The sequence below is a fragment of the Azospirillum canadense genome, assembly GCF_025961225.1.
In the GTDB taxonomy this organism is placed as follows: domain Bacteria; phylum Pseudomonadota; class Alphaproteobacteria; order Azospirillales; family Azospirillaceae; genus Azospirillum; species Azospirillum canadense.
On sequence record NZ_JAOQNG010000007.1, the window covers coordinates 1,012,708 to 1,026,453 of the forward strand.

Below are 13,746 nucleotides of genomic sequence, written 5' to 3' on the forward strand. Positions count from 1 at the left end.
CCGAGGTCTCCCGGAAGCGTCGTCCGCCGATCGCCTCACACTCCAAGGTCTTGCAACGGTTTCCCGCTCAGCCGACGGACACGGCGAAATCGAAGGGTGATCCACCGCCACCGGCGACGACGCGATTGCCGCCACGACGCAGAAGGGCCGTGTCCCGCATGAAATTCTGCCCGATCGCCTGCCCGTTCACCACCGTCCCGAGCGTGCTGCCGAGATCGGTGACCAGCAGGCGGTCCTGGCTGCGGGCGATCATGAAGTGGTCGCGCGAGAGGCGAAAGGGCTCGTGGTCGTCGAGGCACAGATCGGGTCGCCGCATCGGCGGGGCTTCACCGCTGGCCGGAGCCCGGCCGACGACGAACGGCAGACGCGTGACGGGGAGGGGACCTCCGCCGATCCGGGCGCGCAGGGCGTCGGACTGGGCGATCAGGGTGATGGGCGTGTCGCCGGGGATCAAGTCGTCGGACGGCACCCCGCTGCCCGCGGCGGAGGTGGGCTCGACCGCCTCGGGCAGCAGGTCGCCCGCGATCTTGTCCTCGATCGTCCGCAGGCGAACGCTGAGCCTTTGGATCAGGTCGCGCGCGAGCGCGGCGTCGCGGCTCACCCGATCCAGGAAGTCCTGCGCGCCCAGCACCTCGGCCGCACCGTCCATGGACGCCCGGGCGGTGGCGCTTCGAGGACGGCTTTCGATCACCCCCATTTCCCCCAGCCATTCGCCGCCCCGCACATGGCCGATCAGGATGGACGCGTCCCCGTGTTCGCGCAGGACTTCGATTTCGCCATGCCTGACCCAGAGCACGCAGCCGCTCGGGTCTCCCTGCCGGAACAGCACCTCGCCAGCCTTGAAACGCAGTGGATTTGCCATGGTCGGTTGCTCGCCGCTGTGGGGGTCTTCAGAAGCCGGCGCCGGCCGCGGCCCGCTTGGCGGCTGCCGCCTTGGCCGCCACGGACGGGACCGGCGGTTCCACCTGCGGTGCTGCGTAGCCCGGTGGGGTCTTGGCCCAGGGATAGCCGTTGGCGGCGAGATCGTAGCCGACCTTGAACAGGGCCTGCATGTAGGTTTTGTCAAACGGCTCCCGAAGCGGCGTCTTGAAGCTCTCCGGAATGTAGGCGAGGTTGAAGTCGATGCCGTCGCGCTGGGCGGCGATGTAGATGCGATACAGGTCGCCCACGCCTTGCGTCTGGATCAGCGAGGCGATGGCACGGTTGGCGATGCTCAAGGTCTGGCGATCGACCTGGGCCCAGTCCGGATCGAGCCGCGCGTTGCGGATGACATACAGACGCCGCTGGCGCGTGATCCCCGCCCGCTGCGTTTCCGCCTTCAGGTTGAAGCTGGGCGGATAGACGAACACCTGCGCCGTGGCGCCGCCGTCCACGTGCATCTCCTCGAACGTCTTGCCGTCCGCCTCGACGCTGATCATGACCGGAGGGAAGGCTCCGGGAATGGCCGCCGAGGCCACCAGGAGGGTTTGCACCAGCTCCAGCGCCTGCGGGTGATGGCTGGCCGCGATCTTGGTGACGTTCCAGACGACCGGGCGGCGGGCGTCGAGGTTGGTGGTGCCGATCAGCAGGATGCGGCCCTTTTCATGCTCGGCCGCGATCGCGTCAAGCATCGGCTGATCGAAGAGCCGCCGCACCAGCTTCCGCAGCGGCGCGGTGTCGGCCATGGCGTCGTTGTTGATGGCCGCCAGGAAGCCGCGCTGTTCGAGGATGTCCTTGTTCGTGATGGTCGTGTAGACCTCCTTGAGCTTGTCGTCATACTCGGACCCAAGGAACGCGAAGGGAGCGATCAGCGCCCCGGTGCTGATGCCGGTGACGGCTTTGAAGCGCGGCCGCGTTCCGGTGGCGCTCCATCCCACCAGCAGGCCCGCGCCGAAGGCGCCGTCCTCGCCACCCCCCGAAATCGCCAGGAAGTCGGCCGGGGGCAGAGGGCCGCGACCGCCCGCCTGCTGGAGCAGGTCCCGCTCCCGGCGCACGGACTCCAGAGCATCGGGCAGGAACTCGTCGGCCTTGGCATCGCCCCAGTAGCGCACCTCGGGCATGCCCACGACGCTGGCCTTGGCTTGGCTGGCGACCGGCACCGCGTCGAGGCGCGTGGGCGTGCCGCAGCCCGTCGCGGTGAGCAGAATGAACAGGACGCCAGCCAGGGCGGGCAGGGCGCCCCGCAGCGGCGGCACACGTCGTAGAGATCGCATGGACGTCTCCTCGGAAATGCGGTCCTCAGCAGAGCGCCGTCAGCCCAATCCAGGACATCAGCGTGCGAAACGACCCGCATTCGGGCGAGGACAGCGCCGCCGGCGGGCGAACGGCGGAGCCTCGCGCGTCTTCGGTGTCGAACACGCCGTTCTGCCGCGTCAGAGCCTGGACGACCTCCAGGGCGATGTCCTGCCGCATTGCTACCACCGTGTCGGGCTTGGTCTCCCGGCGGATGTCGTCGGCCCAAAGGTAGCGGCGGTTCCGGCCGTCGCTCAGAACGGTCGTCACCTGGACCTGTTCGCCGGATTGGTTGATGCTGCCCCGAAGCACGTAATCCATGGGAACGTCGGGCCGCGCCTTGTGCAGCGGCGATGGGGAGCGTTCGTGGTTGTCCGCTCCGAACACGCGCACTCTCTGGGACCGGACGAGCGCCCCGACCAGATCTTCGGTGAAGCCATCGGCAACGATGTCCTGGGCCGGGTCGCCGGTGCCGTTGGTGAAGGGCAACACCATCAGCGACGCTGCACGCGTGGCGCCGAACGAAGACGGCTCCGGTCGCGCCGACCGCGTCCCGAATGGAAGGTCCGACATCACGGGCACGAGAAGGGCCGCCACGAACACCAGGACCGCCGCCGCGAGGATGACCATGGATGGGACGGCCATGGATGGATTGATCGCGTGCTCGACCCGCAGGGACGGCGGAGCCCGGTTGCGATCCACCTCTCCACTTTGCCGTTCGGGAGCTTGCAGTTCGGGAGTGCCAGGGGCGTCGCTCCTCACGAGAGCGAATTGTGGAGCGTAGCTGCCCTTTGGAATGGTGATGCGGACCTGGGCGTCGGCCCCTTCCGTGTCGTAATAACGCTCCAGGCTGCGGCGGATGCGGCCGGCCTGGATGCGGACGATCGGGTCGAGCATCGGATCGAAACTGGCGTCACGGTCGAACACGTCCAGCGCGATGGCGTAGGCCTTGATGTGGTCGGTGCGTCCGGCCAGAGCTTCATTCACGACAAACTGGACGAAGCGGCGCTTGCGGGTGGCGTTGCGGAACTCCCGGCTGGCAAGAATGCCCTCCAGCGCCGATGCGACCAACTCACGCGGGATGGTGTCGTCCAAGGAGCATGGCATGGGGGTGTTCCTTCTTCGGGGCCCGACATCCGGTGGACAGCCAACTGGTCCAGGATCGCAAAAGCGCCTTGCGGAAAGTTCACGAATATTTCGCCATGAGTTTTGGCGACAGATTTTCGCCCAATCATCTTGTCAAAAAATACTATTTCAGAAGTTTATTTTTTAAAGATCACCTGAAATCGCGATATGGTTAAGTGTCGACACAAAATGATGCACGCTTTATTGTATTGCAGTTTTCACGATCGAAGGAATATGTCCAGAAGCATGGTCTCTCATCCACTCGAAAGTCCGCCGAGAAGCCTCATGGTGGCTGCTGCCCACCCATCCGTTGGGCATGACGAGCGTCACCGGGCGGCGCGGGGCCCGATGGAGCCATGAGCGGCGTTGGATGAGAGTGGTGGAGCGGTGCCCCCCCTGCCCAAATGCCCCGATTGTCCGGCGTCGAGGCTTGCTGGCATCGTGTACGGATCAGTAACGACGTGCCGAGGAAGGCGGGCCATGATGGCGATGACGCAAAATGGTTCGATGGCGGTGATGCTGCTGGCCATGCTGGTCGCAACGAAGGCGACCGCCGCCGACCTGCCCGCAAACTCCGGCCGCGACGACAAGATTTTTGCTCTCCTCGACGACAATAACGACGGCCGGATTTCAAGGGAGGAGTTCAAAAACAACCAGATGCTTGTGTTCTACGTCATGGATCGGAACAAAGACCTTGCCCTGACGCGCGCGGAAACCACGCTTCCGGCCGACAGTTTCGCCCGTCTCGCCGGTGCGGATGGGAAAATCGGCCCGCTTGAATTCCTGGCCGTGGCTGACGCTGCGTTCACCCAAGCGGACACCAATCATGATGACGCCCTGGATCGGCAGGAGTTCACAATCCTGCTGCAGCATGTCCGAAACGAGTGAGAATGCCGGGAGGTGAGTGGCCGACCAGGCCGCCGTGGGTGGCCGCAACAGAGACCGGCGTGGACGCTGGTCAGAATGGGGGATCATCATCCGAAACCGCGGAATGCGGGTCGTTCCAGAACCTTAGCTCCCGCAGGATTTCATCCTCAAGGTCCGCGACGAGGGCGCGACAGGCCCGCAATCGCGCCAGCGTTTTGTTGCCGGACGCCTTTTCCCATTGGCGCAGCATCTCAACCGCTTTGCCATAGTCTTCGCACAAGCTGCTGAAAAAGCGATTGTCGGCGCTGTATTGCTTGATCGCTTGCGCCAGATCCGGGAAGCGTTCGACGGCGTGCCGCGTTTTCTCTGGCATGGGTGCCCTCGCATGGCCCGCAAGGGTGTGGGAGACGCGCCTCGGCTCATATCCCCGAGCCAGGGCGCGTCCCCTGCGTGGTCACGGCCGTGAACCACCGCTACTGCGAGCTTGATCCCGACATGGTCGCTGGAGGCCCTTCGAGCGCGATGGCGATGCCCGACGGCGCGAGCGTGAGCTGGAGCCCCTGGTTTTTCGACGTGGCCCGGATGACGACGCCGTGCTGATTTTCCATGGCGGCTCCCGCTGCCCCACCGGCGACGGTGGCGCCAGCCGCGGCGGCCATATAGTTGCCAGGGAAATCCTCGACCTTCTTCAGATTGTAGACGTTGCCGGTTGCCTCCACCGACGAGGCGCCGACGTTGACGATGCTGAAGCCGTTTGCCGTGAACGGGTAGTCTTTTCCCTGGAAGTGGAGGACACCATGTCCCCAGCTGTAGCCGATACCCAACGCGACGCTGCCTCCTGAAAAGTCGATGGTGGCGTCCGGCTTTTCCGCTTGGGCTCCGCTCGACGCCGATGTGTTGCCCGACGTGGTGGACGGCTGCTGCGCCGACACGGCGTTGCCGAGCAGCACCATCGTTGCGGCGAGCACGGTGACCGAGATCCTTGAGCAAAGCATTGGCATTCTCCCACGTTGGATGGTCGAACTCGGAATCCGGTGAGACTGCCCAGCGATGCCCAACAATGCGCAAAGCCTCAAACCGGGCAGGGTCGCAGGCAAACCACGTCCAGCGGAGCGGTCGCGGGTCCATACGAAGGCCGCCCGTATCGGTCAGGCGGCAGCCCACACCGAAGGTGGCGTTGCCGGGAATGATCGGGTCGGCGCGAGCTTGGCATGGCCATTGTGGCGACCATGGCGGCAGCCGCAAAACACGCCCGCCCGCAACACCCGCCGGTTGAGCGGATGGTCACGATCCGTCACAGCCCGCTCTTGAGGGGCCCACTCCTGAGGGGCCGGCCCCGAGGCGATGAAGACGCCATTGAGCCTCAACCACGAGAGCCGTTGGAAGTAGCAACCGGGCCTCTGCGCGCGTGATACGGTAACCCCCACGGCGCCCGCGGTTCGTTGTCGGAAGTCGATTGCGGCATGTGGAAAACGTATCAGACAGGTTACCGTAGCAGGATACGGCAGCACTTGTACGCCCGATAAGACTTTCACCAGGTGATCAGGGGAGAACGATGCACCCAGGTGTCGTCACGCACTTGGTCCAAAACAAAACTCGCGACATTCGCTCGTGCTATGGTGCCTCCACTGAAACCGGAGAGATCCGTGAGCGTACGGATTGTATCGCGGCCGGGCTTGTTGTTGAGCACTGAGGGGCGAACGAGCACCCAGTCGAGCCCGCTGTCTCTAACGATTGCCTCCTGTCGATTTTTGTCGGCATAGACCTTGCGCAAGACAAGCGGAAAAATCACGGTGTCGAACAGGAAGCCGCCGTGCCCGGCGCTGTCGCCGGCGCCGATCCCCGTGATGCAGACCAGACGCGAGACGTGCTCGGCCTTCATTGCGCTCACCAGAGCCCGCGTCGCGGACGAGAGAAGGGTCACCTCACGGAACAGGCTGACGGGTGTTCCCAGCGCGCTGACGACGGCGTCCCGGCCTTTGAGCGCCTGGCGCAAGGCATTCTCATCGCGAGCGTCTCCGACGATGAGTGTCGCCCCCGTCAGGTCGCTCGCCTTCTCGGCGGAGCGCACGAGCGCGGTAACGTCGTACCCGCGCGCCACCGCTTGGCTGACGATCAGGCGGCCGGTGCCGCCGGTCGCACCAAGGACCAGTATCCTGGGTTGTTCGGTCCGGCTGCCGCCGGTTTCGGTACGTTGCATGGTGTCTGCCTCGGGTAATGGGGCGCCTCATGAGCGCTCGGGTGTCGGCGTTCCTCGACCATCTGAAGCAAGCCTTTCCCATGGGCACGCCCGACGAACTGGCCGCCTGTATCAGCCGTTGACGGCCCTGTTGCGGACGGGGCTTCGATGGCGCGAGCGTCGTTCGTGTTCGTGGTGTAATGTCGAGGCTGGCTGTGAAACGCTTCCGAAACGCGCGGGAAACCGGGCCGGAATTGACTTCGAATTAACTTCGACGCGAAAGGACAGGCCATGGCAACTGCCAAGAACACCATCTGCCTCTGGTTCGACAAGGACGCCGAGGCGGCGGCCCGCTTCTACGCCGAGACGTTTCCCGACAGTTCGGTGAGCGCCGTCCACCGTGCCCCCGGCGATTACCCGTCCGGCAAGGCAGGCGACGTGCTGACGGTCGAATTCACGGTAGCCGGCATCCCTTGCCTCGGGCTCAACGGCGGGTCCGCGTTCAAGCAGAGCGAAGCCTTCTCGTTCCAGATCGCCACCGACGACCAGGAGGAAACCGACCGCTACTGGAACGCCATCGTCGGCAATGGCGGCCAGGAAAGTGCCTGCGGTTGGTGCAAGGACAAATGGGGCGTCTCCTGGCAGATCACCCCGCGCGTGCTGACCGAGGCGTTGGTGGTCGGCGGCGATGAAGCCAAGCGCGCCTTCGAAGCGATGATGGGCATGACGAAAATCGACGTCGCCGCAATCGAGGCGGCCCGTCGCGGCTGACGGTCCCGGGTCGTCCGGGCTGGATTCCGGGCCGGGCCCCAGGCTGGACTGCGGCTACCGGCATTCGGCGTGGCAGGCGGCCTCGACCGTCGCCTCGTCGAAATGCTCCTCGAAACGCGTGATCTTGTCCCCGCGCAGGCGCAGCCTGTGCTGCGTCGGCACCTCGACCTGCTTGCCGGTGGCGAGGTTCGTGGCCTGGACCAGATTCCGCACCACGACCTCGTCCCCGTCGGCGATCATCGCCGTCGTTTCATGCCGGTCGATGCGCCAGTCGCGACCGAGGCCCTCGAAATAGCGCCGGACTTCGGCCGGACCGCGGAACGTGCCGGAGAAGCTGGAGAGCGCTGGGGACCGGCGGTCCGACACCCATTCGACGTCGGGGGCAAGGTGGTTGAAGATCGCCGCGACGTCGCCCGCGCCATAGCGGTCGTAGAGGTCGCGCAGCCAATCGATGTCCGCCTGCGGCATGGCAAGCTCCGTCTCTGCTGGACATGAACCCGGGGAATGGTAACGCTGCCCCACCCGGCCATGGAGGGCGCAAGGGGGGATGCCCCAACGGGACAGGACCGTTGCGGCCCGGCGGCTTGTGTCCTCGGCTCACGCCCTCGGCCGCTTCGATCCCCGCGCCCGATGGGGGCGCTGGCCGCCTGGCCGATAAGGCCGGAACAGCAGCGCAAGCACAACCAGAGCGGCGATCAGGAACGGCAGCAGCATGTCCATCACGACCTCCGTGATGCCGCGTGATACGGCCGGCGCCTGGAGGCTTCGTCCGTATCACCCTTTTGATCAATGCCAAGGCACTGATCTGTCGGGTTTTGACGGTCGGCGGGCACTGGAAGTGTTCATCCGCCGACCGTATGACACCGATGCGGAGCGTGCGCCCCGAACGCTGCCCCGATCCACCACGCGCAAGGGGTAGCGCCGCCGCCGTGCGCCGGGTTTACTTCGGATCTTCCGCGTATTGCGGCGACGTCCGCCAGGAGAACAGCGACATCGCCCGGTAGCTCTGTTCGCCGGACAGCCCGTAGGCCGGCTCGGCCGCGGCGACCATCTCTCCGGACTTGCGGTCGTAGGCGAAGGCGGAGAACTTCGCGACGGCTTGGTTCTCGGTCGAACTGTAGACGGAGGCTTCCGGCAGCGTGATCGTGCCGGGAAGGGTGATGGGGGGAATGCCGAGCACCGTCTTGCTCTGGTCCACCGACAGCGCGCCAAGCCGGATTTCGATGATCGTGTCGGCGTCGCCCTTGTCGTCGGTCAGGCGGATGCCCTGGCGGAGAAGCGACTCCTTGATGGCGCTGGCCGCGTATTTCGCGTCCGTGCCCTCGAAGTTGCTGGTGTCGACGAACGCCTTCCGACCGTTGGAAAGGTCGAGCTTCAGGCGGTTGGCGGCGCTGTCGGCCGCGCTCGCGATGAGAAGTTGTTCCGTAGCAGTGCGGGATGGAAGGCTCTCCTTCACATCGGTGCACGCAGTCGCCAGCGCCGCAAGGGCAATGAGGGCTGCAATGCTGTGTGTGTTCCGGGGCATGACATCCTCGTAAAGCTCGTGACCTGTCCTCCACCTGCTGCGCGCAGATGCCGCCGCGGGGCCGGCCCGCAGCGGTTTGCTTTCGACAAAAGGCCCAGAAACTTGCAATCCAGCAAGGGGCAGATTTGAGACACCGTGTCCCGGGGCGGAATCATGCGGTTGGAGTTGGAGGTCCGCCGTCCATATCTTGCTGGGCGAAGAGCCGAGCGGAGGGGCAGCGATGCGTGTCATGGAAATCCGTGGCGACTGGTCGGTGGACCACATCGTCGAAGCGCAGCGGCCGGAGCCCGCGCCGGGGCCGACGCAGGTCCTGCTCCGCATGAAGGCGGCGACGCTGAACTACCGCGACCATGTCCTCGTCCGGCGCGGCTACGGCAGCCGCAGCGGGGAATTGCCGCTTGTCCCGGTGTCCGACGGCGTCGGGGAGGTGGTGGCGGTCGGTGCGGCTGTGACACGCTTCAAGGTCGGCGACCGGGTCTGCCCGACCTTCTTCCAGGACTGGGTCAGCGGGCCGTTCCGGGACGGCTGGTGGCGTTCCCAGCTCGGCGGCCCGCGCGACGGCGTGATGCAGGAATTCATGGCCGTGGAGCAGCACGCCGCGGTGCGCGTGCCCGGCTTCCTGACCGACCTGGAAGCGGCGGCGCTGCCCTGCGCCGGGGTGACGGCCTGGAGCGCCGTAGTCGCGCAGAACCCGGTCAAGGCCGGCGACGTGGTGGTGGTGCAGGGAACCGGCGGCGTTTCGCTGTTCGCCCTGCAGTTCGCCAAGATGCAGGGGGCGCGGGTGATCGCCCTGTCCTCCAGCGACGCCAAGCTGGAACGGGCGCGCGCGCTCGGCGCCGACGAGTTGGTCAATTACCGCGCGGACCCCGAATGGGGGCGGACGGTCCGCAGGCTGACCGACGGCGTCGGTGCCGACCATGTGGTCGAGGTCGGCGGCGCCGGCACGCTGGCGCAGTCCGTGCGCGCCGTGCGCGGCGGCGGCACCATCAGCCTGATCGGCGTCCTTGGCGGTGCGGCGGCGGAGTTCGGCCTGGGGCATGTCGTGACGCAGAACATCCGCCTCCAGGGAGTGACCGTGGGCAGCCGCGATCTGTTCGAAGACATGCTGCGGGCGATCGACCTGCATGGGATGCGCCCGGTCGTGGACGAAAAGCTCTACGCCTTCCAGGACGTGGCGGACGCCATCCGCCGCCTGCCGGAGGGCGGGCACGTCGGCAAGGTTGGAGTGGTGTTTGACACGCCCGATCCCGCATCCCGATGACGGCCCGTCGTGATCCATGAGCGTCGCCGTTCCCACCGGCCTGCACGGCGTCGGTGCCGGCTCCGCTCCGGGCCTTTTTCGATGTTATCGAGTAGAGGCCTTTTGAACAAAATTGACCACGTGACCGCTGCATGTGGACAAATTTAAACAAGCATCAGGAACACAGCATTCAACAAAGTGCGCCATGAACACGTAAAAAGTGTAGATATAAGACTTCCTTTCCGTTGACAGAATTTTTGCATCCTTCAACATTCATTGGAATCTGGCGATTCGATAAGCCCTAAGGACCAGGGATAGGCACGAAGGTGCTGAATGAGGGAATGCGGACATTCTTTTTTGGACCATTTTCCCTTATTCCGGAAAAGCAGCTTCTCGTAAAAGGGGAAGAACAGGTCCGAATCGGAAGCCGTGCGTTGGAAATCCTCGTGGCGCTGGTGGAGCGCCCTGGTGAGCTGGTGGAAAAGGGCGCGTTGCTGTCGCGCGTCTGGCCAAACACGTTCGTCGAAGAAGGAAATCTGAAGGTCAACATCGCTGCGCTTCGACGGGCGCTCGGCGGAGCGTCCGGTTGCGACCAATACATTGCGACAATCAACGGCAGGGGCTATCGGTTCGTCGCCCCGGTGCGCGCTTTCGAGCATATCACCGCTCCGCACGAGGCCGCGCCGGCGCTTGCGCGCACTCACAACCTGCCGATCGCACCAACGCGCATCGTCGGGAGAGGAGATGCCATCAACACGCTCCTGCGGAGGCTCGACGCGTCGAGGCTCGTAACGATTGCCGGAGCCGGCGGCATCGGAAAAACGACCGTCGCCATCGCGGTTGCGGAGCGCACCACCGCCGCCTTCAGGAATGGCGTCTGGTTCGTCGATCTTGCCCCGTTGACCGATCCGACGTTGGTGCCGGAGGCAATCGCCGCCGCGATCGGCCTCACCGTGCATTCGGCCAACACGAATTCCGCGCTGAGCGCTTTTCTGCGGGATCGACAGCTGCTGCTCGTCCTCGACAATTGCGAGCACATCATCGACGCCGTGGCCGTCTGCGTCGAACGGCTCCTGGCCGGTGCGGTCGGGGTGCATGTCCTTGCGACGAGCCGGGAACCGCTCCGGGCACGCGGCGAGTCCGTGTACCGCCTGTTGCCCCTCGAAACACCGGAAAGTTCGCATGGCCTTGGAATGGCGGACGCCATGGCCTTTCCTGCGATCGAGCTTTTCGTGGAACGCGCGTCCGCCAGCTGCGGCAGCTTTGTCCTGGATGACGCGAACGCGCCGGTCATTGCGGAGATCTGCCAGAAACTCGACGGAGTGGCGCTTGCCCTGGAACTTGCCGCAACGCTCGTCGACAGCTTTGGAATAACCGAGATCTACGATTTGCTGGACGATCGGTTTCGCCTGCTGAAAGGTTGGCGGACGGCTCCGGAGCGGCATCAGACCCTGACCGCGATGCTGGACTGGAGCTATGATCTCCTGTCCGAGGACGAGCGCACCATCCTGCGGCGTCTCTCCGTCTTCGCAGGAATATTCAGCCTGCAATCGGCCTGCGCCGTGGTCGCCGACGAAAAGGAAGACCGGCGCAACATCGTCGAGGGGCTGGCAAATCTCGTCGGCAAATCGCTTGTGACGGTTGAGGCAAGAGGCGGGACAACACGCTACCGACTGCTTGAAACGACCCGCTATTATGCGCTGCACAGACTTGCGGAAAATGACGAACTCGACAAGTTTCGCCAACGCCATGCCGAGCACGTGCGTGATTTAGCGGAACAGGCCGAGGCGGATTGGAAGATCCTGCCGACGTCCGAATGGCACATCGTCTACGCCCACATGGTCAACGACATCCGCAGCGCGCTGGGCTGGGCGTTCACCGAGGGCCGCAACATTGCGCTTGGTGTTTCACTGACCGCTTCCGCAATTTCGTTCTGGGAACATTTGTCGCTTATTGAGGAATGCCGTGCCTGCGTTGAGCGCGCGCTCGAAGCCATTGCGGACAACTCGTTGGATGTTCGCGACGAGATGAAGCTCTGCATGGCCCTTGGCACGACCCTGCTCCACACACGCGGCCCACTTCCCAAAGTAAAGCTGGTCTGGACGAAGACTCTGCAGATTGCCGAACAGCTCGGCGACACGGAGTATCAGATACGGTGCCTCTGGGGGCTTTGCGACTATCACACCTGGACGGGGAACCATCGCGCCGCGCTCGCCATCGCGCATCGAATCCGCGCGGTCGCAAGCGGATGCGGAGACTCTTCGGCGATCATCAATGTCGACCGGCAGATCGGAACCGCCCTGCGTTATCTTGGACGAGCATCCGAAGCGCGGTTTCACCTGGAACGCATGATCGACCGATACGTTGCCCCGGTCGTGCGTTCGGACATCGCGCGGTTCCAACTCGATCCGCGGCTGGCCGCGCGCGGGACCCTGGCCAATGTCCTTTTGCTTCAGGGATACCTTGACCAAGCCGTGCAGGTAGCGCAGTGCCAGCTTGATGGTGCGAAGGCGGCCGGCCACGCCCTCGCGCTCTGCAACACCCTCGTGCATGCCGCATGCCCCGTTGCTTTGTTTATTGGCGATCTGGTGACCGCGGAACGCCATCTGGCGATGATCCAGGACCATGTGGCACAGCATGCCATGGCCGTTTGGGACTCCATGGGACGGTGCCTGCGCGGGGAATGGCTTCTGAAACATGGCGATGCGTCCGGCTTGACGTTCCTGCGCGACGCGCTGGACGAACTCTCCGAGGTGGGCTTTCGCATGCGCTATCCCGCACATCTCGGAACGCTCGCGGAAGGGCTCGCCGCCCACGGTGACGTCGACGCCGCGCATGGTGCCATCGACGAGGCCATCGCGCTTGCGGCAAGAAACGGGGAGATCTGGTGCATGCCGGATTTGCTGCGCATCAAAGGCGACGTGCTGTGCTCCGCGCCCTCGACAAAGACGACCCAAGGCGCCGAGGATCACTATCGGCAGGCGCTTGAGGAAGCAAGGCGCCAAGGCGCTTTGTTGTGGGAACTGCGTGCGGCGGTCGGCCTCGCGGAACTCCGGCATCACTCGTCCGGAGCCGGGTCGGCGAAAGACCTCCTGTTGTCGACATACAACCGCTTCGAGGAAGGGTTCGGAACGTGCGACCTTCTGCGCGCCCGATCGATCCTCGATAAAATGAAGGGATGCAGCGAGGTCCAGTGATAGGCCCGTCGCCGCGCCGCGGAGTCCGCTGCCGGCCTCGATGCGTAACAAGCCAGGCGTGAGGACCGACCGACGTCAAGGCGCGTAACGGTTGAAGACGTAGTCACGGTCTTCGACGACGGCGTGGCAGCCAAAACAGGTGTTGATCACCGCCTCGTCGGCCGCCTTGCCGTCGTTGAACTGCGCGAACCCCCAGCCGCCGGTCGAGGCGTATTTCACCGAGTCCTTGACCATGAACTGGACTCCGTTCTTGGGTGTCCCGGCCACATAGGACTGGTGATGCCCGAAGGCTTTCTCGCTTTCCGCCAACGGGGCGTAATCCCAGGCGAGCCGGGCGATGATCGTGCCGTCCGGGAATGGGCGCGTCCCGTTCCGGGCGGCCGTGACCGCCACGTCGTTGCCCAGAATGGCGCGCAAGTCGTTGAGCATGCCCTCTTCGTGGGCCACGGAGATCAACCGCCAGTCGCGGTATCCGGGCGGCAGTTTTATGCCGAAGACCGGGGCGGCCTCTCCCTCGGCCTGTGCGGATGCCGCGGCCGTGTAGGCGACGCCAGCGGCCAGCGCTGCTACGGCGGTCAGTGCAAAGACCATCTGTCTCATGCGGTGTGTCCTTCCATGGGTGCCGGCCGCG

General features: G+C 64.8%; 14 protein-coding genes. 4 read left to right on the forward strand and 10 right to left on the reverse strand.

The window, feature by feature from the left end; translation table 11 throughout:
* Nucleotides 1-67: 67 nt before the first annotated feature.
* The 3 genes from M2351_RS32275 to M2351_RS32285 are packed head-to-tail and all read right to left on the reverse strand — an operon-like array spanning nt 68 to nt 3,318.
* Complete coding sequence (locus tag M2351_RS32275) at nt 68-862, reverse strand: cyclic nucleotide-binding domain-containing protein (protein ID WP_264660087.1); 795 nt, start codon at nt 860-862, stop codon at nt 68-70.
* A 28-nt stretch (nt 863-890) separates the two neighbouring features.
* Nucleotides 891-2,192 carry a patatin-like phospholipase family protein gene (locus M2351_RS32280; protein ID WP_264660088.1) on the reverse strand — a complete coding sequence of 434 codons (1,302 nt, stop codon included), beginning with the start codon at nt 2,190-2,192 and terminating at the stop codon, nt 891-893.
* A gap of 25 nt (nt 2,193-2,217) precedes the next feature.
* Nucleotides 2,218-3,318, reverse strand: a complete 1,101-nt coding sequence (locus M2351_RS32285) for a hypothetical protein (protein ID WP_264660089.1) — start codon at nt 3,316-3,318, stop codon at nt 2,218-2,220.
* A 498-nt stretch (nt 3,319-3,816) separates the two neighbouring features.
* Between M2351_RS32285 and M2351_RS32290 the strand changes: the two genes are divergently transcribed.
* On the forward strand, nt 3,817-4,224 hold the full coding sequence (locus tag M2351_RS32290) for an EF-hand domain-containing protein (RefSeq protein WP_264660090.1): 408 nt from the start codon (nt 3,817-3,819) through the stop codon (nt 4,222-4,224).
* A gap of 70 nt (nt 4,225-4,294) precedes the next feature.
* Here M2351_RS32290 and M2351_RS32295 read toward each other — a convergent pair whose 3' ends face one another.
* From M2351_RS32295 to M2351_RS32305, 3 genes are all read right to left on the reverse strand, one after another.
* Nucleotides 4,295-4,576, reverse strand: a complete 282-nt coding sequence (locus tag M2351_RS32295; protein ID WP_264660091.1) for a hypothetical protein — start codon at nt 4,574-4,576, stop codon at nt 4,295-4,297.
* A gap of 100 nt (nt 4,577-4,676) precedes the next feature.
* Nucleotides 4,677-5,171, reverse strand: coding sequence for a hypothetical protein (locus M2351_RS32300; protein WP_264660092.1), 495 nt, complete (start codon nt 5,169-5,171; stop codon nt 4,677-4,679).
* Nucleotides 5,172-5,734: 563 nt separating this feature from the next.
* The gene (locus tag M2351_RS32305) at nt 5,735-6,403 is read right to left on the reverse strand and encodes an NAD(P)-dependent oxidoreductase (protein WP_264660093.1); all 669 of its coding nucleotides are present in this window, start codon (nt 6,401-6,403) and stop codon (nt 5,735-5,737) included.
* A 270-nt stretch (nt 6,404-6,673) separates the two neighbouring features.
* Here M2351_RS32305 and M2351_RS32310 point away from each other — a divergent pair, with 270 nt between their 5' ends.
* Nucleotides 6,674-7,153, forward strand: coding sequence for a VOC family protein (locus tag M2351_RS32310; RefSeq protein WP_264660094.1), 480 nt, complete (start codon nt 6,674-6,676; stop codon nt 7,151-7,153).
* Between the two features lie 54 nt (nt 7,154-7,207).
* Here the strand turns inward: M2351_RS32310 and M2351_RS32315 are convergent, their stop codons facing one another.
* The 3 genes from M2351_RS32315 to M2351_RS32325 form a co-directional block, all read right to left on the reverse strand.
* Nucleotides 7,208-7,621: a nuclear transport factor 2 family protein gene (locus M2351_RS32315; RefSeq protein ID WP_264660095.1), complete on the reverse strand. Its 414-nt coding sequence runs from the start codon at nt 7,619-7,621 to the stop codon at nt 7,208-7,210.
* A 129-nt stretch (nt 7,622-7,750) separates the two neighbouring features.
* The gene (locus M2351_RS32320) at nt 7,751-7,873 is read right to left on the reverse strand and encodes a hypothetical protein (protein WP_264660096.1); all 123 of its coding nucleotides are present in this window, start codon (nt 7,871-7,873) and stop codon (nt 7,751-7,753) included.
* Nucleotides 7,874-8,093: 220 nt separating this feature from the next.
* Nucleotides 8,094-8,678, reverse strand: coding sequence for a DUF6655 family protein (locus M2351_RS32325; RefSeq protein WP_264660097.1), 585 nt, complete (start codon nt 8,676-8,678; stop codon nt 8,094-8,096).
* A gap of 220 nt (nt 8,679-8,898) precedes the next feature.
* Between M2351_RS32325 and M2351_RS32330 the strand changes: the two genes are divergently transcribed.
* Both M2351_RS32330 and M2351_RS32335 read left to right on the forward strand, forming a co-directional pair.
* Entirely contained in the window at nt 8,899-9,939 is a 1,041-nt protein-coding gene (locus M2351_RS32330) for a zinc-dependent alcohol dehydrogenase family protein (protein WP_264660098.1), read from the forward strand.
* 320 nt (nt 9,940-10,259) lie between these two features.
* Nucleotides 10,260-13,115 (forward strand): ATP-binding protein, encoded by a 2,856-nt coding sequence (locus M2351_RS32335; protein WP_264660099.1) that lies wholly within the window; start codon nt 10,260-10,262, stop codon nt 13,113-13,115.
* A gap of 75 nt (nt 13,116-13,190) precedes the next feature.
* Here the strand turns inward: M2351_RS32335 and M2351_RS32340 are convergent, their stop codons facing one another.
* Nucleotides 13,191-13,715 (reverse strand): cytochrome P460 family protein, encoded by a 525-nt coding sequence (locus M2351_RS32340; RefSeq protein WP_264660100.1) that lies wholly within the window; start codon nt 13,713-13,715, stop codon nt 13,191-13,193.
* Between the last annotated feature and the right edge of the window lie 31 nt (nt 13,716-13,746).

Bases quoted from the DNA above. Each gene is read 5' to 3' on its own strand.
- M2351_RS32275 (WP_264660087.1), bottom strand. From the start codon at position 862: ATGGCAAATCCACTGCGTTTCAAGGCTGGCGAGGTGCTGTTCCGGCAG.
- M2351_RS32280 (WP_264660088.1), bottom strand. From the start codon at position 2,192: ATGCGATCTCTACGACGTGTGCCGCCGCTGCGGGGCGCCCTGCCCGCC.
- M2351_RS32285 (WP_264660089.1), bottom strand. From the start codon at position 3,318: ATGCCATGCTCCTTGGACGACACCATCCCGCGTGAGTTGGTCGCATCG.
- M2351_RS32290 (WP_264660090.1), top strand. From the start codon at position 3,817: ATGATGGCGATGACGCAAAATGGTTCGATGGCGGTGATGCTGCTGGCC.
- M2351_RS32295 (WP_264660091.1), bottom strand. From the start codon at position 4,576: ATGCCAGAGAAAACGCGGCACGCCGTCGAACGCTTCCCGGATCTGGCG.
- M2351_RS32305 (WP_264660093.1), bottom strand. From the start codon at position 6,403: ATGCAACGTACCGAAACCGGCGGCAGCCGGACCGAACAACCCAGGATA.
- M2351_RS32310 (WP_264660094.1), top strand. From the start codon at position 6,674: ATGGCAACTGCCAAGAACACCATCTGCCTCTGGTTCGACAAGGACGCC.
- M2351_RS32315 (WP_264660095.1), bottom strand. From the start codon at position 7,621: ATGCCGCAGGCGGACATCGATTGGCTGCGCGACCTCTACGACCGCTAT.
- M2351_RS32320 (WP_264660096.1), bottom strand. From the start codon at position 7,873: ATGGACATGCTGCTGCCGTTCCTGATCGCCGCTCTGGTTGTGCTTGCG.
- M2351_RS32325 (WP_264660097.1), bottom strand. From the start codon at position 8,678: ATGCCCCGGAACACACACAGCATTGCAGCCCTCATTGCCCTTGCGGCG.
- M2351_RS32330 (WP_264660098.1), top strand. From the start codon at position 8,899: ATGCGTGTCATGGAAATCCGTGGCGACTGGTCGGTGGACCACATCGTC.
- M2351_RS32335 (WP_264660099.1), top strand. From the start codon at position 10,260: ATGCGGACATTCTTTTTTGGACCATTTTCCCTTATTCCGGAAAAGCAG.
- M2351_RS32340 (WP_264660100.1), bottom strand. From the start codon at position 13,715: ATGAGACAGATGGTCTTTGCACTGACCGCCGTAGCAGCGCTGGCCGCT.